Source organism: Pseudarthrobacter oxydans, assembly GCF_030812335.1.
GTDB classification, from domain to species: Bacteria; Actinomycetota; Actinomycetes; order Actinomycetales; family Micrococcaceae; genus Arthrobacter; species Arthrobacter oxydans_B.
In genome coordinates this window covers 224,553-249,137 of the sequence record NZ_JAUSSN010000006.1, presented here as the reverse complement: position 1 = coordinate 249,137, position 24,585 = coordinate 224,553, and the positions used below count along the sequence as shown (strand labels likewise).

General features: G+C 67.5%; 17 protein-coding genes, 2 tRNA genes and 2 pseudogenes. 6 read left to right on the top strand and 15 right to left on the bottom strand.

What is annotated here, in order from left to right; genetic code table 11:
• Positions 1 to 2 precede the first annotated feature (2 nt).
• A complete protein-coding gene (gene ileS / locus J2W14_RS12150; protein WP_307462710.1) occupies positions 3 to 3,383 on the bottom strand; it encodes an isoleucine--tRNA ligase in 3,381 nt (1,126 codons plus the stop codon).
• 327 nt (positions 3,384 to 3,710) lie between these two features.
• Between ileS and J2W14_RS12145 the strand changes: the two genes are divergently transcribed.
• Positions 3,711 to 4,769 carry an endonuclease/exonuclease/phosphatase family protein gene (locus tag J2W14_RS12145; RefSeq protein WP_307462709.1) on the top strand — a complete coding sequence of 353 codons (1,059 nt, stop codon included), beginning with the start codon at positions 3,711 to 3,713 and terminating at the stop codon, positions 4,767 to 4,769.
• Positions 4,770 to 4,880: 111 nt separating this feature from the next.
• Here J2W14_RS12145 and J2W14_RS12140 read toward each other — a convergent pair whose 3' ends face one another.
• A complete protein-coding gene (locus tag J2W14_RS12140; RefSeq protein WP_307462707.1) occupies positions 4,881 to 5,654 on the bottom strand; it encodes an SDR family oxidoreductase in 774 nt (257 codons plus the stop codon).
• Positions 5,655 to 5,679: 25 nt separating this feature from the next.
• On the opposite strand from J2W14_RS12140, the gene J2W14_RS21225 reads away from it, so the two are divergent.
• Positions 5,680 to 5,787 carry a DUF3096 domain-containing protein gene (locus J2W14_RS21225; protein WP_370871277.1) on the top strand — a complete coding sequence of 36 codons (108 nt, stop codon included), beginning with the start codon at positions 5,680 to 5,682 and terminating at the stop codon, positions 5,785 to 5,787.
• Between the two features lie 35 nt (positions 5,788 to 5,822).
• Here the strand turns inward: J2W14_RS21225 and J2W14_RS12135 are convergent.
• Together J2W14_RS12135 and J2W14_RS21220 are read right to left on the bottom strand one after the other, a co-directional pair.
• Positions 5,823 to 6,893, bottom strand: a pseudogene (locus J2W14_RS12135) (IS110 family transposase); the annotation flags it as partial.
• Positions 6,894 to 7,272: 379 nt separating this feature from the next.
• A pseudogene (locus J2W14_RS21220) lies at positions 7,273 to 7,353 on the bottom strand (DUF488 domain-containing protein); the annotation flags it as partial.
• A gap of 170 nt (positions 7,354 to 7,523) precedes the next feature.
• On the opposite strand from J2W14_RS21220, the gene valS reads away from it, so the two are divergent.
• Positions 7,524 to 10,142, top strand: coding sequence for a valine--tRNA ligase (gene valS / locus J2W14_RS12130; RefSeq protein ID WP_307462703.1), 2,619 nt, complete (start codon positions 7,524 to 7,526; stop codon positions 10,140 to 10,142).
• A gap of 96 nt (positions 10,143 to 10,238) precedes the next feature.
• Here valS and J2W14_RS12125 read toward each other — a convergent pair whose 3' ends face one another.
• From J2W14_RS12125 to J2W14_RS12090, 8 genes are all read right to left on the bottom strand, one after another.
• Positions 10,239 to 10,532, bottom strand: coding sequence for a putative quinol monooxygenase (locus J2W14_RS12125; protein WP_307462701.1), 294 nt, complete (start codon positions 10,530 to 10,532; stop codon positions 10,239 to 10,241).
• Positions 10,533 to 10,679: 147 nt separating this feature from the next.
• Positions 10,680 to 12,518, bottom strand: a complete 1,839-nt coding sequence (locus tag J2W14_RS12120) for a glycoside hydrolase family 15 protein (protein ID WP_307462698.1) — start codon at positions 12,516 to 12,518, stop codon at positions 10,680 to 10,682.
• Between the two features lie 392 nt (positions 12,519 to 12,910).
• Positions 12,911 to 13,522, bottom strand: a complete 612-nt coding sequence (locus J2W14_RS12115; protein ID WP_307462696.1) for a mycothiol-dependent nitroreductase Rv2466c family protein — start codon at positions 13,520 to 13,522, stop codon at positions 12,911 to 12,913.
• A gap of 102 nt (positions 13,523 to 13,624) precedes the next feature.
• Positions 13,625 to 14,905 carry an ATP-dependent Clp protease ATP-binding subunit ClpX gene (clpX, locus tag J2W14_RS12110; RefSeq protein ID WP_307462695.1) on the bottom strand — a complete coding sequence of 427 codons (1,281 nt, stop codon included), beginning with the start codon at positions 14,903 to 14,905 and terminating at the stop codon, positions 13,625 to 13,627.
• 214 nt (positions 14,906 to 15,119) lie between these two features.
• On the bottom strand, positions 15,120 to 15,779 hold the full coding sequence (locus J2W14_RS12105) for an ATP-dependent Clp protease proteolytic subunit (RefSeq protein WP_307462833.1): 660 nt from the start codon (positions 15,777 to 15,779) through the stop codon (positions 15,120 to 15,122).
• A 38-nt stretch (positions 15,780 to 15,817) separates the two neighbouring features.
• Entirely contained in the window at positions 15,818 to 16,459 is a 642-nt protein-coding gene (locus J2W14_RS12100) for an ATP-dependent Clp protease proteolytic subunit (protein WP_307462693.1), read from the bottom strand.
• 245 nt (positions 16,460 to 16,704) lie between these two features.
• Positions 16,705 to 18,102 carry a trigger factor gene (tig, locus tag J2W14_RS12095; RefSeq protein ID WP_307462691.1) on the bottom strand — a complete coding sequence of 466 codons (1,398 nt, stop codon included), beginning with the start codon at positions 18,100 to 18,102 and terminating at the stop codon, positions 16,705 to 16,707.
• Between the two features lie 69 nt (positions 18,103 to 18,171).
• A tRNA-Pro gene (locus tag J2W14_RS12090) sits at positions 18,172 to 18,246 on the bottom strand.
• A gap of 131 nt (positions 18,247 to 18,377) precedes the next feature.
• On the opposite strand from J2W14_RS12090, the gene J2W14_RS12085 reads away from it, so the two are divergent.
• Positions 18,378 to 18,448: transfer RNA gene (locus J2W14_RS12085), tRNA-Gly, on the top strand.
• A gap of 243 nt (positions 18,449 to 18,691) precedes the next feature.
• Here J2W14_RS12085 and J2W14_RS12080 read toward each other — a convergent pair.
• The 3 genes from J2W14_RS12080 to J2W14_RS12070 all read right to left on the bottom strand — a co-directional run bounded on the left by J2W14_RS12080 (position 18,692) and on the right by J2W14_RS12070 (position 21,242).
• Positions 18,692 to 19,630: an Fpg/Nei family DNA glycosylase gene (locus J2W14_RS12080; protein WP_307462689.1), complete on the bottom strand. Its 939-nt coding sequence runs from the start codon at positions 19,628 to 19,630 to the stop codon at positions 18,692 to 18,694.
• Positions 19,630 to 20,121 carry a ribose-5-phosphate isomerase gene (locus J2W14_RS12075; RefSeq protein ID WP_307462687.1) on the bottom strand — a complete coding sequence of 164 codons (492 nt, stop codon included), beginning with the start codon at positions 20,119 to 20,121 and terminating at the stop codon, positions 19,630 to 19,632. Before J2W14_RS12075 ends, J2W14_RS12080 begins: the two co-directional genes overlap by 1 nt.
• Before the next feature lie 119 nt (positions 20,122 to 20,240).
• Entirely contained in the window at positions 20,241 to 21,242 is a 1,002-nt protein-coding gene (locus J2W14_RS12070) for a hypothetical protein (RefSeq protein WP_307462686.1), read from the bottom strand.
• Between the two features lie 146 nt (positions 21,243 to 21,388).
• Here J2W14_RS12070 and pepN point away from each other — a divergent pair, with 146 nt between their 5' ends.
• Together pepN and J2W14_RS12060 are read left to right on the top strand one after the other, a co-directional pair.
• Positions 21,389 to 23,944 (top strand): aminopeptidase N, encoded by a 2,556-nt coding sequence (gene pepN / locus J2W14_RS12065; protein WP_307462684.1) that lies wholly within the window; start codon positions 21,389 to 21,391, stop codon positions 23,942 to 23,944.
• Positions 23,945 to 24,073: 129 nt separating this feature from the next.
• Positions 24,074 to 24,583, top strand: a complete 510-nt coding sequence (locus tag J2W14_RS12060; protein WP_307462682.1) for an OsmC family protein — start codon at positions 24,074 to 24,076, stop codon at positions 24,581 to 24,583.
• Positions 24,584 to 24,585: the final 2 nt, after the last annotated feature.

The following is a 24,585-nucleotide window of genomic DNA, read 5'->3' as shown; positions in this document are numbered from 1 at the left end:
GACTACGCCTCAACTTTCTTGGCAACGCTGACCTGGGGTTCCTTGACGTCGGCCGCAACAGTTGCCAGCTCGATGGTCAGGGTTTCGGTCTTGACGAGTTCCGCGTTGGCCAACAGGGCCTCGACGACGTCCCGCCGTGCGGTGACGGTGGTGTGGATCCGGTCGCTGACGTTGAGTCCGGCGTCCTTGCGGGCCTGCTGGATGGCGCGGACCATGTCCCGGGCCGCACCTTCGGCCTCGAGCTCCGGGGTGACCTCGGTGTTGAGGACCACAAAGCCGCCGCCGGGCAGGACGGCCGCCGCGCGCGATCCCTCGCCCTCCGCGGCTTCGGCCACGACGGTTTCCAGGGTGTATTCCTGCGGCTCGAGTTCTAGGCCGCCGGCGGTGACCACACCGGCGTCGCTGAGCGACCAGTCGCCGGACTTGGCGCCCTTGATGGCCTGCTGGACGTTTTTGCCCAGCCGCGGGCCCGCGGCCCGGGCGTTCACCACGAGCTTCTGCTCGATGCCGAACTCCGCCGGGGAGGCGCTGTCGGCGTCGAGCAGGCGGACGGAGCGCAGGTTCAGTTCATCGGCGACGACGGCGGCGAAGCCTTCCAGCGCGTCCGCGCCGGGTGCCACGACGGTGAGTTCCTGCAGCGGCAGCCGGACGCGGAGGTTGGCGGCCTTGCGCAGCGAGGAGCCGGTGGAGCAGATCTGCTGGACCCGGTCCATGGCCTCGACGAGGCCCGGATTGGCCGGGAACTGTTCCGCGTCCGGCCAGTCGGCCAGGTGCACGGAGCGCCCGCCGGTGAGGCCGCGCCAGATCTCCTCGGAGATCAGCGGCAGCAGCGAGGCCGAGACCCGGCAGACCGTCTCCAGCGCGGTGTAGAGGGCGTCGAAGGCGTCCACGTTCTCGTCGAAGAACCGCTGGCGGCTGCGGCGGACGTACCAGTTGGTGAGCATGTCCAGGTAGCTGCGCAGTTCGTCGCAGGCACCGGAGATGTCGTAGCTGTCCAGCTGGGCGGTCATGTTCCGGACCAGGTCGCCGGTGTTGGCCATCAGGTACTGGTCCAGGGTGTCGGCGTAGCCGTCATGGCGCAGCTTCGCGTCATACCCCTTCGCTTGTCCTGCCGCAGCGTTAGCAGCGTTGGTGTACAGCGTGAAAAAGCTGTACACGTTCCACAGCGGCAGGATGACCTGGCGGACGCCGTCGCGGATGCCCTGCTCGGTGACCACGAGGTTGCCGCCGCGCAGGATCGGGCTGGACATCAGGAACCAGCGCATCGCGTCGGAGCCGTCGCGGTCCAGGACCTCGGAGACGTCCGGGTAGTTGCGCAGGCTCTTGGACATCTTCTGCCCGTCCGAGCCCAAGACGATGCCGTGGCTGATGACGTTGCGGAAGGCCGGCCGGTCGAACAGCGCGGTGGACAGGATGTGCAGCATGTAGAACCAGCCGCGGGTCTGGCCGATGTACTCGACGATGAAGTCCGCCGGGTTGTGGGTGTCGAACCATTCCTCGTTCTGGAACGGGTAGTGGACCTGGCCGTAGGGCATGGAGCCGGAGTCGAACCACACGTCCAGCACGTCCTCGACGCGGCGCATGACGGACTGGCCCTCCGCCGGGGTGCGGGGGTCATCCGGGTTGGGGCGGGTCAGTTCGTCGATGAACGGCCGGTGCAGGTCCACCTCGCCGGCCTTGTTCAGCGGCAGGCGGCCGAAGTCGGCCTCGATCTCGGCGAGCGAGCCGTAGACGTCGGTGCGCGGGTAGTCCGGGTCGCTGGACTGCCAGACCGGGATGGGGCTGCCCCAGTAGCGGTTCCGGCTGATTGACCAGTCGCGGGCGTTGGCGAGCCACTTGCCGAACTGGCCGTCCTTGACGTTGCCCGGGATCCAGTTGATGTCCTGGTTCAGCTCGGACATGCGGTCCTTGAACTTGGTGACCTCGACGTACCAGGAGGACACGGCGCGGTAGATCAGCGGGTTCCGGCAGCGCCAGCAGTGCGGGTAGCTGTGCTCGTAGCTGGCCTGGCGGACCAGGCGGCCCTGGGCGCGGAGCACCTGGGTGATCGGCTTGTTGGCCTCGAAGACCTGCAGCCCGGCGATCTCGGCCAGCGGGCCGTGGCTGAACAGCGGCAGGAACTTGGCGCCTTCGTCCACGGAGAGGACGACGGGGATGCCGGCCTCTTCACAGACCTTCTGGTCGTCTTCACCGTAGGCGGGTGACTGATGGACGAGGCCGGTACCGTCGGTGGTGGTGACGTAATCGGCCACGAGGAAGCGCCAGGCGTTCTGGTTGCCGTACTTCTCGTCGTCCTCGAAGTAGTCCCAGAGCGGCTCATACGTCAGGCCCTCGAGTTCAGTGCCGGTGTGGCTGGAGGTGACCGCGGCCTCCGCCGCGGCGGCACCCGCGGCGCCGTCGCCGTAGCCAAGATCCTTGGCGTAGGTGCCGAGCAGTTCGGCGGCCAGCAGGAAGCTGCCCGTGACGGGCGCGTCCGTGGAGGCGGCCTTGACGCCGTTGGGTCCGGCCGGCAGGACCACGTACTTGATGGCAGGCCCGACTGCGAGCGCCGCGTTGGTGGGCAGCGTCCAGGGCGTTGTGGTCCAGGCGAGGGCCTGCACGCCGGCGAGCTGCTTGGACAGCTCCGACTCCCCTGCCGTGATCGGGAAGGTGACGGTGACGGTCTGGTCCTGGCGGTTCTTGTAGACGTCGTCATCCATGCGCAGTTCATGGTTGGACAGCGGCGTCTCGTCCTTCCAGCAGTACGGCAGCACGCGGTAGCCGTTGTAGGTCAGGCCCTTTTCGTGCAGCTGCTTGAAGGCCCAGAGCACGGACTCCATGTACTCGACGTTGAGCGTTTTGTAATCGTTTTCGAAGTCGACCCAGCGCGCCTGGCGGGTGACATAGCTCTTCCACTCGTCGGCGTACTTCATCACGGAGGCACGGCAGGCGTCGTTGAACTTGTCGATGCCCATGGCCTCGATCTGGGTCTTGTCGGTCATGCCCAGCTGCTTCATGGCTTCCAGCTCGGCGGGCAGCCCGTGGGTGTCCCAGCCGAAGCGGCGCTCGACGCGGCGTCCGCGCTGGGTCTGGTAGCGGCCCACGAGGTCCTTGGCGTAGCCGGTCAGCAGGTGGCCGTAGTGCGGCAGGCCGTTGGCGAAGGGCGGACCGTCGTAGAAGACGAATTCGTTGCTGCCACGCTCTCCGCCGGGAAGATCCGAGGGGCGCTGGTCGATGCTGGCCTGGAAGGTGCCGTCCTCGTCCCAGTACCTGAGGATGCGCTCTTCGACCTCCGGGAACTTCACGGAGGCGGACACACCAGTGGTGTTGGAAGCTGCGTTGGAAGCAGAGGTGGAGGAGCCTGCGCCGGACGTGGCGGCGGAGGCCTTCGGGTAATAAGTCATCTCGACATCCTGGGTTGAGCTAGTGAACAAATGGATTCATTCAGGATGCGAGGACGGCCCCTGCGCTGTCTTTCGACAGCACCGGCACCGCGGTACCACCTCACTTACCGTCGCCGGGCCCCTGTAACGGGACAGAGCACCGGCGTCGGCCGCTCATTACTGCTGTGACGGGCTTACCCGTCCGGTTCTACCGGCCCTGGCGCACGATGTTGCGAAAAGTCGTGGCGCCGGGGCGTTCTTCCGGAAGCTCACCGGTGATGGCCGGGTCAAAGCTGCTGTAAGAAGTCTAACAACTCGAACGGGCCCGCAATGCCTACACTGAATCCCATGATGTTCCGGACCCGGGGCCGCGGCGCCCCGCGAATGCCTGCGGGCGGGGCAGCGGCCGGCTGGCGGTGGCTGGCGGGCCTGGCGGCGGCACCCGTTATGGTGGTCTCCGTCTTCCGTGCCGTGCCGCGGGAATGGCCCACCACAGCGGTCCAGTTGGTGTCCTTCACCCCGTGGCTGGTCCTGCCTGCCGGCGCCTCGCTGCTGTTCGCGGTACTGGGCCGGCACCGCTGGATGGCGGGCGCCGCGGCCGGCCTCGTGGCCGTGCAGCTCTTCTGGCTGGTCCCGCTGGACTACGCCCGGGCCGCCCCGGAGGCCGCGGCCGGCGCCGCGCCGGATGCCGTGGCTGACTCTGTGGACCGAACCGTGGAGCTGCGGACAATGAGCCTGAACGCCAAAATGGGCAAAGCGGACGCGGCGGAGATCGTCAGGCTGGTCCGCGAGAACGGCATCACGCTGCTGGCGCTCCAGGAGTACACCCAGGCCCTCGAGGACCGGCTGGATGCTGCCGGCCTGCCCGCTCTGCTGCCGAACAGGATCAGCGATCCCGCGAGCCGCGCCTCCGGCAATGCCGTCTACTCCGTCCACGGACTGCTGGCCACCGGGGAGGTTCCCGACTCCCATTTCCCGATGCCCCTCCTCCGGCTCACCGCCGAGTCCCACGGACGGCGGGCCGTCGTCAACCTGACCAACGTCCACGCACGTGCACCCGTGGGCGTGGGCCTGCCGAAGTGGCGCAGCGACCTCGCGGCCCTCGGGAAGCTGGCGTCACGGCCCGGAAACGTCGTGCTGGCCGGTGACTTTAACGCCAGCTACGACCATGCCGAGTTCCGTGACATCCTGCAGGGCGGGGACCGGAAGCTGGTGGACGTGGGAATGGCCCAGGGCTCACGGCTGGTCCCCACCTGGCCGATGGAGGGCCTGTTCCTGCCCGGCATCACGATCGACCACCTGCTGACCAGCCCGTCGGTGCGCAGCGCCGACTACACCGTGCACCGCGTGTCCGGGACGGACCACGCCGCCATCATGGCCACGCTGGCCGTCCCGGCCGCCGGCTGAGCCAAGCAACGCGGGGTCACTTTCGGCCCATAAACGCCCGGTATTTGGGCCGAAAGTGACCCCGCGTTGCCCTTCGGTAACCGGGTGAACGCCGCGCCCCGGCGGGGATGCTTAGCCCTTGCGGATCAGCTTGTAGTTGGCGGCCTGCGCCACCGGGCGGATCACGATCTGGTCCAGGTTGACGTGGTGCGGCGCGACGACAGCGTAACGGACGACGTCGGCGACGTCCGCCGCGGTGAGCGGCTTCTCGACGCCCTGGTACACCTTGGCGGCGGCCGACTGGTCGCCGAGGCGGTTCAGCGCGAACTCCTCCGTCTGGACCAGACCGGGGGCGACCTCGATCACGCGGAGATTGTGCTCGGCCTCCTCGAGGCGCAGGGCGCCGGTGAGCGCGTGCTGGGCGAACTTGGCCGCGTTGTAGCCGCCGCCGCCCTCGTAAGCGGACAGTCCCGCCGTCGACGTCAGGTTCAGGACGGTGCCTTCACCGCAGGCGCGCAGCATCGGAAGGAACGCCCGGATGAGTTTCATGGTGCCCAGGACGTTGACCTCGAACATCCATTCCCAGTCCTCGGTCTTGGCCTCCGCGACCTTGTCCGCGCCGCGGGCGCCGCCGGCGATGTTGATGAGCGTGTCGATGCCGCCGGCGCCGGTCACCTCGTCCAGGAGCCGGGCGACGTCGGCGTCGTCGGTCACGTCCGCCGGAAGCGCGACGGCACCGGTTTCCGCGGCGAGCGCCTCCAGCCGGTCCGCGCGGCGGGCGACGGCGTACACGGTCCACCCCTCGGTCCGAAGCGCACGCACGGTGGCCTCGCCGATTCCGGTGCTGGCGCCGGTGACAACCGCTGCTTTGGCTGCTGATGTCTTGATGTCGATTCCTTCAGTCATGGCACCACCCTAATACGAAAGTAAGGTGCCTCAGGCTGCGGTGGCCGGGGTGACAGTGACGTCAAAACCCAGGCTGTTGAGCTTTCTGATGGCGTTGTTTTTGGCTTTGATCGGGTCGAGTCGGGTGAAGTGATCGGCGCCGGGGTCGGCATAGCATTCGCCGTCGGCGAGCAGGTGCCAGGCTGCAGTGAGGATCGAGTGTTCGATGGCGACGATGGCTTTCATCGGTCCGCGGCGGGCTGCGATGCGCCGGTATTTGGCGGCCAGGTAGGTGTCCTTGTTCCGGGACGCGGAGAGTGCGGCGGTGCCCAGGGCGGCTTTGAGGTATTTGTTGCCGGGCAGGATGTGCGCGGATTTGATCCGGCCGGCGGATTCGTTGGAGCCGGGACAGACTCCGGTCCAGGACGCGAGCTGGCCGGGGGTTTCGAAGCGGGACATGTCCGCCCCGGTTTCGGAGATGATCACGTCGGCGACTTTGAGTGAGACTCCGGGGATGGTGGCCAGGAATTCCCTGGCGGCACGAAAGGGTGTCATCGCTTCCTCGATTCGGCCGGTGAGCGCGTCGATGATGCGGGACTGGGCATCGATCTGGTCCAGGTGCAGCCGGGCCATGAACGCGTGGTGGGCCTTGAACCGGCCGGTCAGCGCGTCGACGAGCTCGGGGATTTTGGAGCGCAGGGTTCCCTTGGCGAGGCCGGCGAGGACTTCCGGGTTGCGTTCGCCGTTGATGAGGGCCTCGAGCATGGCCCGGGACGAGACGCCGTTGAGGTCCGAGACCACCGAGGAGAGCTTGATCCCGGAGCCTTCCAGGAACTTCTCCAGGCGCTGGATTTCCCGGGTCCGGTCACGGGTGGCGATCGCCCGGGCCCGGGTCAGGTCCCGCAGTTCACGGATCGGCTCCGGCGGGACGAACGAGGCCCGGAGCAGGCCGTGCGCGCCGAGTTGGGCCAGCCAGGCCGCGTCGGAGACATCGGTTTTGCGGCCCGGGATGTTCCGTGCGGCCTTGGCATTGACGAGCATCACCGGCAGCGTCTCTTCGAGCAGATAGAAGAACGGTTTCCAGTAATCACTGGTCGCTTCCATCACCACGGTGGTGACGTGCTCGTGTTCGAGGAAATCCCGCAGCTGAAGAATCTGCCCGGTGGTCGCGCCCCAGGTGGTGACCGTGGAGGTAAAGGTCCCGGCACGCTTACCGGGAACACGCAGACAGACCTTCGCGTCGCGTTTCGAAATATCCATGCCGACAGCCCGGTCGTGAACGATATCCATGACTGTTCCTCCTGCCACCCTGACCCGGTTATGTGAGCGTCTGCCGCGGGGAGGACAGGGAACAAATCAGGAATCTAACACTCGTGCTCCAAAGCAACAATCCACGGTTCCCGTGGAAGTCCTCCGCGCCACGCTAACGGGCAGGCTCCACGGCGCGGCAGCGCCGCTGGGCCGCTAACGGGCAGGCTCAACAGCAGCACCAAGGTTGAACCGGCGTCGACCGCGGCAGACGTATCCATGATCGACCCTCAGCCAGGAGCATTGCCAGAGGCCGACGGCGGGCAGACCCCGTGCTTTCTCCCACCACGGCGCGACAGCGCCGCTGGGCCGCTAACGGCTCAGCCCCGGTTCAATCCCGCGCGAGGAACTCCTGCAGCACCCGGGCGTGGTTGGTCTGCGGGTCCCTGGCCCCGAACAGCAGCGTCAGCCGTCGTCGTCGGCGGGTTCGTCATAGATGCGCTTGATCGCGAAGATTCCGGCAGGACTTCCGTGAGATTCGCCCATCTGCGCATGCTACTTCACGTCACTTCCGCCGCGGCCCGACCCGGACAACCCCTCGGCGGTGTCTTCAGTGGCCGAAGTAATGGAAGAATTGGGCCCATGGCTGAAGACACGCAGGGTACAGACACGCCCACCACCGCCCCCATCAACGTTCCGGACAAGCCCGCCCTGGAGGGGCTGGAAGACGCCCTCACCCGGCGCTGGCTTGACGAAGGGACCTACAAGTTCAACCCGGACACCACGCGGGAGCAGGTGTACTCGATCGACACTCCCCCGCCCACGGCGTCGGGATCGCTGCACGTCGGCCACATGTTCTCCTACACCCAGACCGACGTCCTGGCCCGCTACCAGCGCATGACCGGCAAGAACGTGTTCTACCCGATGGGCTGGGACGACAACGGCCTGCCCACCGAGCGCCGTGTGCAGAACTACTACGGCGTGCGCTGCGACCCGACCACCGCGTACGACGCCGGCTACCGGCCCCCGGCCGAGCCCGCCAAGAACCAGCGCGACTTCGACGTCGTCTCGCGCCGGAACTTCATCGAGCTGTGTGAGGAGCTCGCCGTCGAGGACGAGAAGGTCTTCGAGAACCTGTTCCAGACGCTCGGCCTGTCCGTGGACTGGGACCTGACCTACCGCACGATTGACGACAAGTCCCGGGCCATCTCCCAGCGCGCCTTCCTGGCGAACCTCGCCGCCGGCGACGCGTACATGGCCGAGGCACCCACCCTGTGGGATGTCACCTTCCGCACCGCCGTGGCCCAGGCCGAGCTTGAGGACCGCGAGGTCGCCGGCGCGTACTACCGCTACCCCTTCTTCACCGAAGACGGCGAGAAGATCTACATCGAGACCACGCGCCCGGAACTGCTGGCCGCCTGCGCCGCCCTGGTGGCGAACCCCGACGACGAGCGGTACCAGCCGCTGTTCGGCAAGAAGGTCACCTCCCCCCTGTTCGGCGTCGAGGTGGAGGTCAAGGCCCACCCGCTCGCCAAGGCGGACAAGGGCTCCGGCATCGCCATGGTCTGCACCTTCGGCGACCTGACCGACGTCACCTGGTGGCGCGAACTCCAGCTGCCCACCCGGGCGATCGTGGGCCGCGACGGGCGCATCATCGGCGAAACCCCGGAGTGGATCACAACCGCCGAGGGCCGCGCGACCTTCGAGTCGATCGCCGGCAAGACGGTCTTCAGCGCCAAGGAAGGCGTGGTGGAGCTCCTGGCCGCCGCGGAACTCCTGGACGGCGAGCCGAAGAAGATCATGCACCCGGTGAACTTCTTCGAAAAGGGCGACAAGCCCCTCGAGGTCGTGACCTCGCGCCAGTGGTACATCCGCAACGGCGGCCGGGACGCGGAGCGCCGCGAGCGGCTCATTGCCCGCGGCCACGAGATCGATTTCCACCCTGCCTTTATGCGCTCACGCTACGAGAACTGGATCTCCGGCCTGAACGGCGACTGGCTCGTGTCCCGCCAGCGGTTCTTCGGCGTGCCGGTGCCCGTCTGGTACCCGCTCGACGCCGACGGCAACCCGGACTTCGCAACTCCCCTCGTCCCGTCCGACGCGCAGCTGCCGGTGGACCCCGCCGCGGACGCGGCACCGGGTTATCAGGAGGCCCAGCGCGACCTGCCGGGCGGCTTCACCGGTGACGCCGATGTGCTGGACACCTGGGCGACATCCTCGCTGACCCCGCAGATCGTGGGCGGCTGGAGCACCGACGAGGCGCTCTTCGCCAAGGTCTACCCCTTCGACGTGCGCCCGCAGGGCCACGACATCATCCGGACCTGGCTGTTCTCCTCCGCGGTGCGCGCGGACGCCCTGCAGGACACCGTGCCGTGGAAGCACGCGGCGATTTCCGGCTGGATCCTGGACCCGGACCGCAAGAAGATGTCCAAGTCCAAGGGCAACGTGATCGTCCCCACCGATGTGCTGGAGGAGTTCGGCTCGGACGCGGTCCGCTACTGGGCGGCCTCCGCCAAGCTCGGCGCGGACACGGCCTACGAGATCGCGCAGATGAAGATCGGCCGCCGGCTGGCGATCAAGCTGCTCAACGCCTCCAAGTTTGTGCTGAACCTGGGCGCCACGGAGAACTCGGTGGTGTCCGGTGACCTGTCCGTGCTCAGCAACCCCTTGGACCGGGCCGTGCTGGCCCAGCTCTCCGATGTGGTCCAGCAGGCCACGAAGGCGTTTGAGAATTACGACTACGCCCGGGCCCTGCAGATCACGGAGAGCTTCTTCTGGCACTTCACCGATGACTACGTGGAGCTCATCAAGGACCGTGCCTACGGCGCCGCCGGCGAGGCCGAGCAGGCGTCCGTCCTCGCGGCGCTGGCGACGAGCCTGGACACGCTGCTGCGCCTGTTCGCCCCGTTCCTGCCGTTCGCCACGGAGGAGGTCTGGAGCTGGTGGCGCACCGGTTCGGTGCACCGCGCCCCGTGGCCGTCCGCCACCACGATCGACGGCGACACGAACCTGCTGGCCACCGTCGGTACCGCGCTCAGCGGCATCCGCAAGGCCAAGTCGGAAGCCAAGGTCAAGCAGCGCACCGAGGTGCTGTCCGCGACCATCACGGCCTCGGAGTCCCTCACCATCCAGCTGAAGGCCGGCCTGGCCGACCTCAAGGCCGCGGCCAATGCCCGCGAGCTGACCCTGGCGGTGGGCGACGGCGACCTGACCGTCAGCGACGTCGTCCTGGCGCCGGCCGAGGAGCCCGCGCAGGCCTAAGGGCCGCCGTCACGGCACCCACGACGGGGGCTCCCCGCCCGGCTCAGGCCGCGCGGGGAGCCCCCGCGCTGTTCCAAGGGTCGTGCGGGCCGGGCCTCAGACTTCGAAGGAGGTCTCGAAGTGCGTCAGCACCGGTGGGGCGGACAGGAGCTCCCCCAGCCCGCTCGCGCCGTCGCCGGCCCGCCACGCACGGTAGGCGGCGTCGTGCTCCAGCGACGCCCACTGTTCCACCACAAGAAAGTGCGCCGGATCCTTGCTGTCGACCAGCACCTCGACACCGAGGCATCCGGCGAAGGCCCGCGTACCGGAGAGAATCTCGCGGAACACGGCCGGCGCCGTGGGCAGGGCTTCCGCTTTGAGGGTCAGGTCAAGGTGGGCTGTAATGGGCATGGCGCTCCGATGTTCGCAGGTGGGTACAGGACATAGGACACTGCCGGGCGGGATGCATGGAGCTCCCGGCCCCGGACCGGTGCCCTGCCATTGGAGGCAACAGCGGCGCCGCCGGGCTTGTTCCTTCGGATCTGCCCGGCGGGCACTCTACCGCTGCTGCCCTCCGGAACCCCGGCTGTGCCGTTCCGCTTCGCTGATGGCCCAGGCCGCGTTGACAAGGCCGATGTGGCTGAACGCCTGCGGGAAGTTTCCCAGCAGCTCGCGGCTGTCCGGAGCAATTTCCTCGGCCAGCAGTCCCAGGTCAGTGGCGAACCCGGCGGCCCGCGCGAAGACGTCGCGCGCCCGGCCGGTCTCGCCGGCGAGAGCCAGCGCCTGCGCCAGCCAGAAGGTGCATAACAGGAAGGTCCCCTCCTCGCCGGCGAACCCGTCTTCGGCGCGGTAGCGGTAGACCAGGCCCCGGGGATCGGTGAGCCGTTGTTCAATCGCCTCGATCGTGGCGCGCATGCCCGGATCGTCCGCGGGCAGGAAGCCCACGATGGCGAGCATCAGGGCCGACGCATCCAGATCCTCGGAGCCGTAGGCCTGGGTGTAGGCATTCGCTGCAGGGCTCCAGCCGTTGGCGCGGATGGAGGCCTCGATCTGCTCACGAGCCTCCGCCCAACCCGGGATCCGGTCGGGCGTCCCCAGGATCCCGGCCAGGCTGATGGCCCTGTCGACGGCCACCCAGCACATGAGCTTGGAGTGCAGATAGTGGCGTGGCTCCCCGCGTACCTCCCAGATGCCGTGGTCCGCCGAGCGCCAGCGTGCGGCGGCGGCATCGGCCGCATCGGCCAGGAAGCGCCGGGTGTCCGGTGCGAGCCCGGCGAGATACTCCGGCAAGGTGGCTGCGGCGTCGAGCAGCTCACCGTAGACGTCGAGCTGGCGCTGGTTCCAGGCGCCGTTGCCAACCCGGACCGGGGTACTGGCGCGCCAGCCGGGCAGGTGCGCCAGCTCGCGTTCGGGCAGCTCGCGTTCCCCGCCGATGCCGAACATGATCTGCAGCTCCTCGCCGCCGGCCAGCTGGCGTGCCGCCACCGTGGCGAGGAACTGGAAGAATTTCCCTGCCTCGTCCGGGCAGGCGGACACCCAGAGTGCCTGCAGGGTCATGCTGGCGTCGCGGATCCAGGTGTACCGGTAGTCCCAGTTGCGGGTGCCCCCGGCCACCTCCGGCAGCGACGTGGTCGGGGCGGCCACGATGGCTCCGGTCGGGTAGTAGGTGAGGGCCTGCAGAACCCGTCCGCTGCCGGCGACGAGCTCCTGCCAGGGCCCCTGGTAGTGCTGGTGCATTTCCGCCCAGCTGGTCCAGCCCTGAAGGGTGTCGGCAAGCCGGCGGCTGATGCCGGTCTGGCTCCAGCCAGGCTCGCCGCCGGCGGACGCGGCCAGGTGCTGGAGGGCGAAGCCGGTAACGTCTCCGGCGGCAAGGGTCAGCCGGGCCTTCGCGGTGCCGTCGTGGAGCGTGAAGGCGACCGGACTGGATAAGACCAGCAGCCCGGTTCCCGCGCTGGCCACGACTCCGCCGTCGACCGCGCGCAGCCCGGGACGGCTGAGGCCGTAGCCCGGGCGGGGGCTAAAGACGATGTCCAGCTCGGCCGTTCCCGCGGTGCAGCTCACTTGGCGGAGCAGGGTTGCGGGTGAGTCTGCGCCCAGGTCGTGGCCCCGCTTCCCGTCGCCCAGCACGAGGGCGTCGGTAACCGTGACGCTCCCTTCCGCGGCGGTATGGGTGGTCTCCAGGACCATCGTGGGGCCGACGTAGCGGCGGCTGGTGGTGTGGGGGCCGACGGGGCGGATCGACCAGTACCCGGCGTCGGGGCCAAGCAGCCGCCCGAAGACCGAGGGGCTGTCAAAACGCGGGAAGCACAGCCAGTCGACGGAGCCGGAGGCGCTGACCAGGGCTGCTGACGAGCAGTCGGAGAGCAGGGCGTAGTCGGCGATGGGTTCACTGCTCATGGGCACCCTGTTCGTGGGCTGAGCCGGTCCGGTGACGCTGTGCTGGGCGAGAGCTGTTTTTGGGCAAAGGGGAAGCCCCATCAGCGTGTTGCCGTTGGTGGGGCTTCGACTTTTCGATTGTCACGTGACGTCTTAGACAATCTGGCAGGATCCTTGGATTTTCAGGTCTTCCTACCTCGTCACTGGTAGCCATCATCTGACTTTGCCGAAGGCTGCGTCGGATGAGTGTCACTGAATCTTTGGTTCCTGCGTCCCGCTTCTTTCGAAGTGGGTAAGTTCTATTGTGATCCCGGCGTTGCGGATGCACAAGAGCCCCGGAAGAACTACATCAGAGTAGTTCTTCCGGGGCTTTCCGCTGCCCTCCGGGGGCCGTTTATTGCCCGCCCGGGCGGCTAGTTGAAGACGGGGCTTTCGGTCCGGCTGCGCTTGATTTCGAAGAAGTACGGGAACGATGCGAGGGTCACCGAGGCATCCCACAGGCGGCCGGCTTCCTCTCCGCGCGGGATGCGCGTGAGTACGGGGCCGAAGAAGGCGGTGCCGTTGAAGGCAACGATGGGTGTGCCGACGTCCTGGCCCACCAGCGAAATTCCGGCCTCGTGGCTGGTGCGCAGCGTGGCGTCGAATTTATCGCTCTCGCCTGCCGCCGCGAGTTCCGCCGGCAGACCGACCTCGGCGAGGGACTTGGAGATGACCTCGGCGATGTCCTTGTTGCCCTCATTGTGGATTTTGGTGCCCATGGCGTCGTACAGCGCCTTGACGTGCCCGGTGCCGTGCTGCTCGGCGGCGGCGGTGATGACCCGTACCGGCGCCCAGGCCTTGGTGAGGAACGCCTTGTACTCCTCCGGGAGCTCCTCGCGGCCCTCGTTGAGCATGGCGAGGCTCATGACGTGCCATTCGGTGCTGATGTCGCGGACGTCTTCCACCTCGCTGATCCAGCGGGACGTCACCCAGGCAAAGGGGCACATCGGATCAAACCAGAAGTCAGCTTTATTGGTTTCAGGCACAGGTGTTCTCCTTGGAAGTCTGGGGGAAAGGGTGCACAGCGCCGGCCCGGCGACCGGGCGCACCACAGGTGACAGCGTGCGGCGGGGCCTGTTTATTCCGGATCAGGCGGACTTGCGGCGCTTGACGTCGTGGGCGATCATCGTGGGCGCGGCCTTCTTGGAGACCACGTCTTCGGTGATGACGACCGTGGCGATGTCGTCGCGGCTGGGCAGGTCGAACATCACCGGGAGCAGGACCTCCTCCATGATGGCGCGGAGCCCGCGGGCGCCGGTGCCGCGTTCCAGCGCCTGGTCCGCGATCGTGTTCAGCGCCTCCTCGTCGAAGACCAGTTCCACGCCGTCGAGCTGGAACATCTTCTGGTACTGCTTCACGAGGGCGTTCTTCGGCGTGGACAGGATCTGGATGAGCGCGGACCGGTCCAGGTTGGAGACCGTGGTGATCACCGGGAGGCGGCCGATGAATTCCGGGATGAGCCCGAACTTCAGCAGGTCCTCGGGCATGACCTCGCCGTAAGAGTCGGCGTTGTTCTTGACCTCATTGAGCGGGGCCCCGAAACCGATGCCCTTGCGCCCGGACCGTGAACCGATGATCTCCTCGAGGCCGGCGAAGGCGCCGGCGACGATGAAGAGCACGTTGGTTGTGTCGATCTGGATGAATTCCTGGTGCGGGTGCTTGCGGCCGCCCTGCGGCGGAACCGAGGCGACAGTGCCCTCAAGGATCTTGAGCAGGGCCTGCTGCACGCCCTCGCCCGAGACGTCCCGGGTGATGGAGGGGTTCTCGCTCTTGCGGGAGATCTTGTCGATCTCATCGATGTAGATGATGCCCTGCTCGGCCTTCTTGACGTCGTAGTCGGCGGCCTGGATGAGCTTGAGCAGGATGTTCTCGACGTCCTCGCCGACGTAGCCGGCCTCCGTCAGCGCGGTGGCGTCGGCGACCGCGAAGGGGACGTTGAGGCGGCGGGCCAGGGTCTGCGCGAGGTAGGTCTTGCCGCAGCCGGTGGGGCCGATCAGCAGGATGTTGGACTTGGCGATCTCGACGTCGTCGTGATGGACGCCTTCGGCGAGGCTGCCGCTCTTGGGGGCGTGCCCGGCCTGGATGCGCTTGTAGTGGTTGTAGACCGCGACGGCGAGGGAGCGTTTGGCGGGCTCCTGGCCGATCACGTATTCCTGCAGGAAGTCGAAAATCTCGCGGGGCTTGGGCAGTTCAAAACTGCCCAGGTCAGCTACTTCGGCGAGTTCTTCTTCAATGATCTCGTTGCAGAGTTCAATGCACTCGTCGCAGATGTAGACGCCGGGCCCGGCAATGAGCTTCCGAACCTGCTTCTGGCTCTTTCCGCAGAAAGAACACTTCAGCAGATCCGTGCTCTCGCCAATCCGAGCCATATGTGAACCCCTTTAGAATCTTGCTGCCGGCCGTGTTCCACTCCTGCGCAGCGCTGCACCCGTTACTGGAATCACGGACGCGCCTTGGAAGGCGCCAGCCGTGACATGTTCCACTCTAGGTCACTTTGGGCCTGTTGGGTGGAAAGCCGACGCCGGTGCGGCCACAAAAGTGGGCCGCACCGGCGTCGGGTACTGCTTGTGACGTAGTGGCTTGCTACTTGGAAATCGCCTGGGGCTTCATCTTGCGGGAATCCAGCACCTGGTCGATCAGTCCGTACTGCATGGCCTCGGCCGCGGTGAGGATCTTGTCGCGCTCGATGTCATTGTTGACCTGTTCCGGCGTCCGGCCGGAGTGCTTGGCCAGCGTGTCCTCGAGCCAGGCCCGCATGCGCATGACCTCAGCGGCCTGGATCTCCAGGTCGGAGGCCTGCCCTCCCTGGCCGCCGGAGAGCGAGGGCTGGTGGATCAGGACGCGGGCGTTAGGCAGCGCGAGGCGCTTGCCCGGCGTGCCGGCTGCGAGGAGCACGGCGGCGGCGCTGGCGGCCTGCCCGAGGCAGACGGTCTGGATCTCCGGGCGGATGTACGTCATGGTGTCGTAGATCGCCGTCATGGCGGTGAAGGAGCCGCCCGGGGAGTTGATGTAGAGGGTGATGTCGCGGTCCGGGTCGGTGGACTCGAGTACGAGCAGCTGCGCCATCACGTCGTCGGCCGAGGCGTCGTCGACCTGGACACCCAGGAAGATGATCCTGTCCTCGAACAGCTTGGTGTACGGGTCCTGCCGCTTGAAGCCGTAGGGGGTGCGCTCTTCGAACTGCGGCAGCACGTAGCGGCTGCTCGGCAGGTTACCGGCAGTCGAACCGAAGTTGTAGTTCATGTTCATTGCTCCTGAATTCATTGCTGTCTACGTGCCGGTCAGTTCTCGGTGTCAGCGTCGGTTGAGTCCGTGACTGAGGCGGTGTTGTCGGCGTTGGTTCCGCCGCCGCCCGCCACGGATCCCGCGTGCGCCGCGATCTTGTCGAAGAAGCCGTATTCGAGGGCTTCCTTGGCCGTGAACCACTTGTCGCGGTCGTTGTCCTTGAGGATGGTCTCGACCGTCTGCCCGGTCTGGTCGGCCGTCAGTTCGGCCATGACCTTCTTCATGTGCAGGATAAGCTCGGCCTGGATCTTGATGTCCGAGGCGGTGCCGCCGATGCCGCCGGAGGGCTGGTGCATCAGGATGCGGGCGTTGGGGGTGGCGTAGCGCTTGCCCTTGGTGCCGGAGGAGAGCAGGAACTGTCCCATCGAGGCGGCGAGGCCGGTGGCGACGGTGACGACGTCGTTCGGGATGAACTGCATCGTGTCGTAGATGGCCATGCCGGCGGTGACGGAGCCGCCCGGGGAGTTGATGTAGAGGTAGATATCCTTCTCGGGGTTCTCGGCCGAGAGCAGCAGCAGCTGCGAGCAGATCGCGTTGGCGTTCTCGTCGCGGACCTCGGAGCCGAGCCAGATGATGCGCTCTTTCAGCAGGCGGTTGTAAATGTAGTTATCCTGGGCTGCCGGATCGACAGTAGCCATCCGGGGTGCCCCTGCTTGCTGTGACATATGTACTTACCTCTCGCTGGCGACGGTGACGCCACTGGACGACATCACTGAACTTTCCTACATGGACACTAACGGTTTTCCCGGCTCCATTGTGCTCAGGCGCGGGGCTGTTCGCTGACGGCGCACGATTGCCCGGGAGGGTTCATCACCGGCTTAAAAAGCCGCACCCCCGGATCAGTGATCCGGGGGTGCGGCAGGAACTGCGGGAACAGAAAGTGCTAGAACTTCACTGCTGCCGGGTCATCGTTCTTCGCGGTCTCGGCTGCTGCGTCCTCGGAAGCGGCGTCCTCGACACCGGCTTCGGCCTCGGCTGCTGCCTCTTCGCCGCCGGGGCGGACGAAGTCGCTGAGGTCAACCTTGTTGCCCTCAGAGTCCGTAACCTCGGCCTGGCCCAGGACGACGGCCAGTGCCTTGCGGCGGCGGACCTCGGACACCATCATCGGGACCTGGCCGCTCTGATCGATGATCTGGGCGAACTGGTTCGGGTCCATGCCGTACTGGCCGGCCGTCGTGACGATGTAGTCGATCAGCTCGTTCTGGCTGACGTTGACTTCTTCCTTTTCGGCGATGGCGTCAAGGATGATCTCGTTCTGGAAGGCCCGCTCCGTGTTGGCCTTGACCTCGGCGCGGTGCTCCTCGGTGTCGTGCTCGCCTTCGCCGTGGGCGTTCTCGGCGTTGAAGTGCTGCTCGAGCTGCTCTTCGACGACGGAATCCGGGACGGGGACCGCTACGAGCTCAACGAGCTTGTCGAGAACCTTGTCGCGGGCTTCGACGCCCTGCTCGACAACCTTGGATTCGGCAGCCTGCTTGGCGAGGTCCTCGCGGAGCTCGGCCAGGGTGTCGAACTCGGAAGCCAGCTGGGCGAAGTCGTCGTCGGCCTCGGGAAGCTCGCGCTCCTTGACGGACTTGACGACAACCTTGACCTGGGCCGACTCGCCGGCGTGCTCGCCGCCCACGAGGGTGGTGTCGAAGATGGCGTCCTCGTCGGCGCTGAGACCGGTGACGGCTTCGTCGAGGCCTTCGAGCATGGTGCCGGCGCCGACCTGGTAGGACAGGCCGGTGGCGGAGTCAACCTCGGCGCCGTCGATGGTGGCGGTGATGTCGATCGTCAGGAAGTCCTTGTCGGCGGCCGGACGGTCCACGGACTTCAGCGTGCCGAAGCGGCCGCGGAGTTCGTCCAGGGCCTTGTCGACGTCGGCGTCGGTGGACTCCGCGGCGGCAACCTCAACCTTGATGCCCGCGTAGTCGGGCAGTTCGATCTCGGGGCGGACGTCAACCTCGGCGTGGAACTTCAGTTCACCGTCGGTGGCGGACGGGTCCGGGACCTCGGTGATTTCGACCTCGGGACGGCTCAGCGGGCGGATGCCGGTTTCCTGAACGGCTGCCTGGTACCAGCCGTTGAGGCCTTCGTTGATGGCAGTCTCCAGCACGTAGCCGCGGCCGACGCGCTGGTCAATGAGCTTGGAGGGGACCTTGCCCTTGCGGAAACCGGGGACCTGGATCTGCGAAGCAACAGTCTTGTATGCCTCTGCGATGCTGGGCTTCAATTCCTCAAAGGGGACCTCAACATTGAGCTTGACCCGCGTGGGCGTGAGGTTCTCGACAGCGCTCTTCACAGTCTAAGTACTCCTGGTTTTTAGGGGGTGGGGTTCTGCACCGCCAAGGGTCTGGCAGTACCTGCAGAGTCGGGGTGACAGGATTTGAACCTGCGACTTCCTGCTCCCAAAGCAGGCGCTCTAGCCAAGCTGAGCTACACCCCGTAAGTGCACAGAACAGTCTACGGCCAAATTGCGCCGGTTTGCACATTTGACACCGGGGCCCCGAATTAGGTTTAGTTGTATCCGGCTTCAACAGCCGCCCGGAAGTTTTGCTGAAGTTCCAGCATGTTCCCGGGGACGTAGCTTAGTGGTAAAGCCTCAGTCTTCCAAACTGATGATGCGGGTTCGATTCCCGTCGTCCCCTCCGAAGTACGACGGAAACGCCCCTCTCCGGAGGGGCTTTTTTCGTATCCGGGTCCCGCACTCCGGGGTTTGCGGACTCGGACTCCCCGGCGTCCGCCCAGGCATGTTCGGCTCGGCCGCGGATCGGGGCTACTTTGACACGGACACGCAGCAACTGGCGGAGCCAGGGACCGGAATCGCAGCCAAAGGCGCCCCGGAGGGACGCCGGCTCACGTCCGGTCCGCAGCTGTTCCACGCCTATGAGTCAGCCGCGCTGGCAGGACGGGCACCAGTAGAGCTTGCGGGCACCGACGTCGGTCAGGGCCACGGGTGTGCCGCAGTCCCGGCAGTCCAGTCCCTGCCGGCGGTAGACGAAGTGGGATTCCTCCGGGGCGGGTAGGCCGAGGGATGTGCCGCCCGGCGCGGCGCCGGCGGGTCCGCTCCAGTAGCGCGGGGGTGTGGTGATGATCCGGCCGTCGCGGACGCCGTCGGACATCATCGCGGCGGTGTCGTCCCACAGCTGTCCGGCCGCCCCTGCGGACAGTCCCCGTCCAGGCAGCCAGGGGTCCAGCCCCTGCCGGAAGAGGAGCTCGGCGCGGTACACGTTGCCGACGCCGGCGATGACCTTCTGGTCCATCAGCAGGGCCGCGAGCGGTGTGCGTTTGGCCAGGACCGCGGCGGCGAAGGCGTCCCGGTCGCCGGGACCGTTCCGCAGCGGGTCGGGGCCAAGCCGTGCCAGCACGGCTGCCGCCTCCGCTTCCGTGACGGTCTCGCAGGTCGTCGCGCCGCGGAGGTCGGCCCAGCCGTGGGCCCCGGCGAGCCGGACGCGGACGGCACCGACCGGGGCGGGCGGGCCCTCGTACGCGGCCGGCCCGTCGGCTCCGGCCGCCGCCCCGCCGTCGTCGTAGACCTCCCGCTCCCCCACTCTCCGGGGCGCGCCGATGCTGGACGCGCCCCGGAAGCCGGCGTCGCCGCCGAAGTCCCAGGCACCGTACAGGCCCAGGTGGACGTGCAGCAGCAGCCCGTGTTCGAACTCCAGGAAGAGGTGTTTCCCGTGCGCCGCGGAGCCGGTGAGGGTGTGGCCGTCCAGCAGCGCCGCGCCGTGGACGAAGCGGCCCTGCGGGCTGGACACGGCGAGCCGCTCCCCCGTGAAGACGTCCCCGAACTGGCGGGCCAGCCGGTGGACGGAGTGCCCTTCCGGCACTAGGCGATGACCTCGCCGGTGCGCTCATACGCGGCAATCTTGCCGATCCGGCGGACGTGGCGCTCGTCATTGCTGAAGGGTTCGGCCAAGAACGCCTCGATGATTTCCGTGGCCTCCTCGACGCTGTGCTGGCGGCCCCCGACGGCGACGACGTTGGCGTCGTTGTGATCGCGGGCCAGCTTCGCGGTGGAGAGGTTCCAGGCGAGCGCGGCGCGGACGCCCTTGACCTTGTTGGCGGCGATCTGCTCGCCGTTGCCGGAGCCGCCGAGGACGATACCGAGGGCGCTGGTGCCGGCTTCCTGGTCCGCCACGACCGCGAGTGCGGCGTTGATGCAGAAGGAAGGGTAGTCATCCAGGGCGTCGTAGACCTTGGGTCCGTGGTCGACGACCTCGTAGCCTTTAGCGCCGAGGTGGCTGACGAGGTGGGCGCTGAGTTCCATGCCGGCGTGGTCGGTGGCGATGTGCACGCGCGGGAGGTCAGAGGGGGTCACGGCGTATCCGTTCAGTTGGGCAGATCAGTGGAGTCACTTGGGCTGCGGGGCGGTTCCGGGGGCTGTTCCCAGCCTACTAGGGCACGGGCCGGCGGGCGGGCCCGGCCGCCGGGCGGGCTTCACACACCGGCGGCTCCGCCGGGCCGGTGCGCCCGCGCAGCCACCCGTGAGATCACCTGCGCGACATTGTCCGCCGTCGTGGCACTCCCGCCGCTGACGGTCAGGGTGCGGCCGTCCGAACGGTCGACGACGACTGCCGGTCCGCTGCTGACGAGCAGCGCCGTCGTGGTGCCGTGGCTGCGGTATCCCCAGCCGCCGTAGTCGGCTGCCCTGACCTCTTTCGGCGTCGCCCCCTCGATGGCAGCGGCCGGAACGTCCATCACCCTGACGAAGCCGGCGGCGAAAACCCGCAGCCCGCTCCGGTCCACCCGGATGCGGGCGAACAGGCACGCCGCGGCCAGCAGGGCCAGGGCCACGAGGAGCGCGGCGAGCCAGGGCACGGCGATGGTCAGGAGCGCGGCGGGAAGCAGGGTGGCGATCCCGAGCATCACGAAGACCGAGCTGCGGGCGTGGACCCACAGGCTCACCGAGTCGCGGGCCAGGTCGGGGTCGAGCTCGCGGGCCAGGGCTTCGGCCATGGCCCGGTCATCGTCCGTGGACCAGCGTTCGTCGGCTTTGAAGACAAAACCCATGACGACGCCCAGGCCCAGGGCGGCGCCGCTGCCCATGGCGAGGACGGCAACATCCACCTGGGCGTCCCTCGCGTCCGGCAGACCGAGCTGTCCGACCAGCACGGCGGCGAGGACGGTGGTGACGAAGAGGCTCACGAAGAGCCCGGCACCCATCATGATCCGGCGCATGATGGCCGGACGGGACAGCGGCACTGCCTGCACCAGCACGGCCCCGCCGAACAGCACGATCATGGCCGCACTGACGCCGACGACCGCCCCAAACGGCGCGAAGTCCGCGGCGGTGCCCTCGACCCAACGAACGGCCAGCGGTTCGGGCAGATCCGGGCGGAGCAGGACGGCGCACACCACAAACGCCGTGGCGAGCACCAGCGGGAACCCCACGGCGAAGCGCAGCGCCCGGACGTCTACGGAATCCCCAAGCTTTCCCATATCCCCAACGCTACCCCCGGTGATTCGGCCTTAGTACTGTGGTGTGACCCAGGCAACTTGCCAAGCGCCTAACAAGTGAAAGAATGATTTCACAGTAACGAGTTCTCCCATCCCCACGCATCCCTGGAGGCCCCACTTTGCCCGGAATGAACCTGACGCGCGCCGAAGCACGCGAGCGCGCCGAACTGATCACCGTCGACGCCTACGAGGTCGAGCTTGACCTGACCCGCGGGGAAAAAGTCTTCGGCGCCACCACCGCCGTGAAGTTCACGGCCCGGCCGGGGTCCTCGACGTTCATCGACGCCGTCACCGACGCCGTGCAGAGTGTGACCCTGAACGGTCGTGAGCTGGACCCTGCCGAGGTGTCCGACGGGATCCGCATCCAGCTGCCGGATCTGGCGGCGGACAACGAGCTGCTCGTCGTCGCCGAGGCCCCGTACATGAACACGGGTGAGGGCCTGCACCGCTTCGTGGACCCGGTGGACCACGAGGTCTACCTCTACACGCAGTTCGAGGTGCCGGATTCCCGGCGGATGTTCGCCGTTTTTGAGCAGCCCGACCTCAAGGCCAGCTTCACGTTCACGGTCATTGCCCCCTCGCACTGGGACATCGTCTCCAACTCCCCCACCCCGGCGCCGGTCGAGACCATCCCCGGCACCGACGGCGGCGCCCGCTCCGTCTGGGAATTCACGCCCACGCCGCGGCTCTCCTCCTACGTCACGGCCCTGATCGCGGGCCCGTACCAGTCCGTGCGCAGCGAAGTGGTCTCCGCCGACGGGAAGGTCACCCCGCTGGGCATCTTCGCCCGCAAGTCCCTGATGCAGTATCTCGACGCCGACAACATCTTTGAGCTCACCCGCCAGGGCTTTGAGTTCTTCGAGGCGCAGTTCGGCTGCCCGTACCCGTTCGAGAAATACGACCAGCTCTTCGTGCCGGAGTTCAACGCCGGCGCCATGGAAAACGCCGGGGCCGTGACCATCCTGGAAGGCTACATCTTCCGCAGCAAGGTCACGGACGCCCAGGTGGAGCGGCGCGCCATCACCGTGCTCCACGAGCTCGCCCACATGTGGTTCGGGGACCTCGTGACGATGCGCTGGTGGAACGACCTCTGGCTCAACGAGTCCTTCGCCGAGTACATGTCCCACCTGGCCGCCGTGGAAAACACCAGGTTCGACCGCGCCTGGACCACCTTCGCCTCGGTGGAGAAGTCCTGGGCCTACCGCCAGGACCAGCTGCCCACCACCCACCCGATCTTCGCCGAGATCAACGACCTGGAGGACGTCGAGGTCAACTTCGACGGCATCACCTATGCCAAGGGCGCCTCGGTGCTCCGCCAGCTGGTGGCGTGGGTGGGGCCGGAGGAGTTCATGGCCGGTGTCCGGGAGTACTTCCGCAAGCACGCCTGGCAGAACACCGAGCTCAGCGACCTGATGGCCGAGCTGGAAAAGGCCAGCGGCCGGGACCTGGACCAGTGGGGCCAGCTCTGGCTGGAGACCGCCGGCGTCAACACGCTCAAGTCCGAACTCGCCGTGGGTGACGACGGGACGATCTCCTCCTTCGTGATCCTGCAGTCCGCCACCGAGTCCCAGCCCACCATCCGCCCCCACCGGCTCGCGGTCGGCTTCTACAACCTCACCGCCGCCGGGAAGCTGGAACGGGTCCACCGCGAGGAGCTCGACGTCGCCGGCGGACGCACCGAGGTGCCGGCGCTGGCCGGGCGGGCCCAGCCGGACCTGATCCTGCTCAACGACGACGACCTCGCCTACGCCAAGGTCCGCCTCGACCCGAAGTCCCTCGCCACGGCCACGGCCCACCTCAAGGACTTCAGCCAGAGCCTTCCCCGGACCCTGGTGTGGGGTTCGGCCTGGGACGCGGCCCGGGACGGCGAAACCCCGGCCCGCCGCTACGTGGAACTCATCCTGGCCAACATCGCCGAGGAATCCGACTCCTCGGTTATCCAGGTCCAGCTGCGCCAGCTCGCGACGACACTGAATTTCTATGTGGCTCCGGACCACAAAGAGGCCACCGCGGTGGCCACCGTCGACCGGCTCTGGGAGCTCGCGTCCGGCGTCCCGGCAGGCTCCGACGCGCAGCTGCAGTTCGTCAAGTCCTATGCCCTGCTGGCCCGCAGCGCCGGACAGCTGGACACCGTCTCCGGCCTGCTGGAGGGCGGCCTGACGTTGGAGGGCCTCACCGTGGACCAGGACCTGCGCTGGGAACTGATCACCTCCCTCGTCGCCGGCGGCCGCGCCGGACAGGAGCAGATCGACGCCGAACTGGCGCACGACAACACCGCCACCGGGCAGAACGCGGCGGCCCTCGCCCAGGCCGCCATCCCGACGGCCGAGGCCAAGGCGGCGGCCTGGGACTCGATTGTGGTCAAGGGCGAGCTGTCCAATGCGCTTCAGGGCTCAGCCGTCAGCGGCTTCACCCGGGTGCTGGACACCTCCCTGCTGGAGCCGTACGCGGAGAAGTACTTCGACGCGGTCCCGGGCATCGTCAAGGAACGCACGCACGCGCTGGCCCAGCAGATCGTCGTCGGGCTCTACCCGGCGCAGCTGACCACGCAGGCGACCGTGGACCGCACGGACGAGTTCCTGGCCGCGCTGCCGGAGGACGGCGCGGCTCTGCGGCGGATGATGCTGGAGAACCGCGACGGCGTGGCCCGCGCGCTGCGCGCCCGCCAGGCCGACGTCGACTAAGGCGTCCGTTCCCGGAACCCCGCCCATCGGGCCCACAGCCCATGTAGGTCGCGGCAAAGGCCGTTCTGAACGCCCGGAACGGCCTTTGCTGCCAGCTACTTGGGCGGGGGTGTGTCCTAGGCTGAAGCCATGAGCCTCGACGAGCACCGCTATGCGCTGACAGTCCGCTGGACCGGGAACCTGGGCGAGGGGACGGCGTCCTACCGCGGCTATTCACGCGACCACGACATCGAGATCCCCGGGCTGCCCGTGCTGCACGGTTCCGCGGATCCGACGTTCCACGGCGACCGCACCCGCTACAACCCGGAGCAGCTGCTGCTGGCCGCCCTGTGCCAGTGCCACATGCTGTCGTTCCTGCACGTGGCGGTGAAGCGCGGGGTGGTGGTCACGGGGTATGAGGACCGGGCCGAGGGGCTGATGCGGACCAACCGGGACGGCAGCGGACAGTTCGAATCGGTCACGCTGCGGCCTCAGGTGACGGTAGCGGCCCCGGCCGCCGGGGAGCTGCCGGACGCCGGGCTCCTGGAGGAGCTGCACGCCGAGGCGAACAGGGTCTGTTTCATCGCCCGCAGCGTCAACTTTCCGGTCCTCCACCACCCCACCGTGGTGGTGGAGGTCGACGGGTTGCCGCGCGGCTAGCG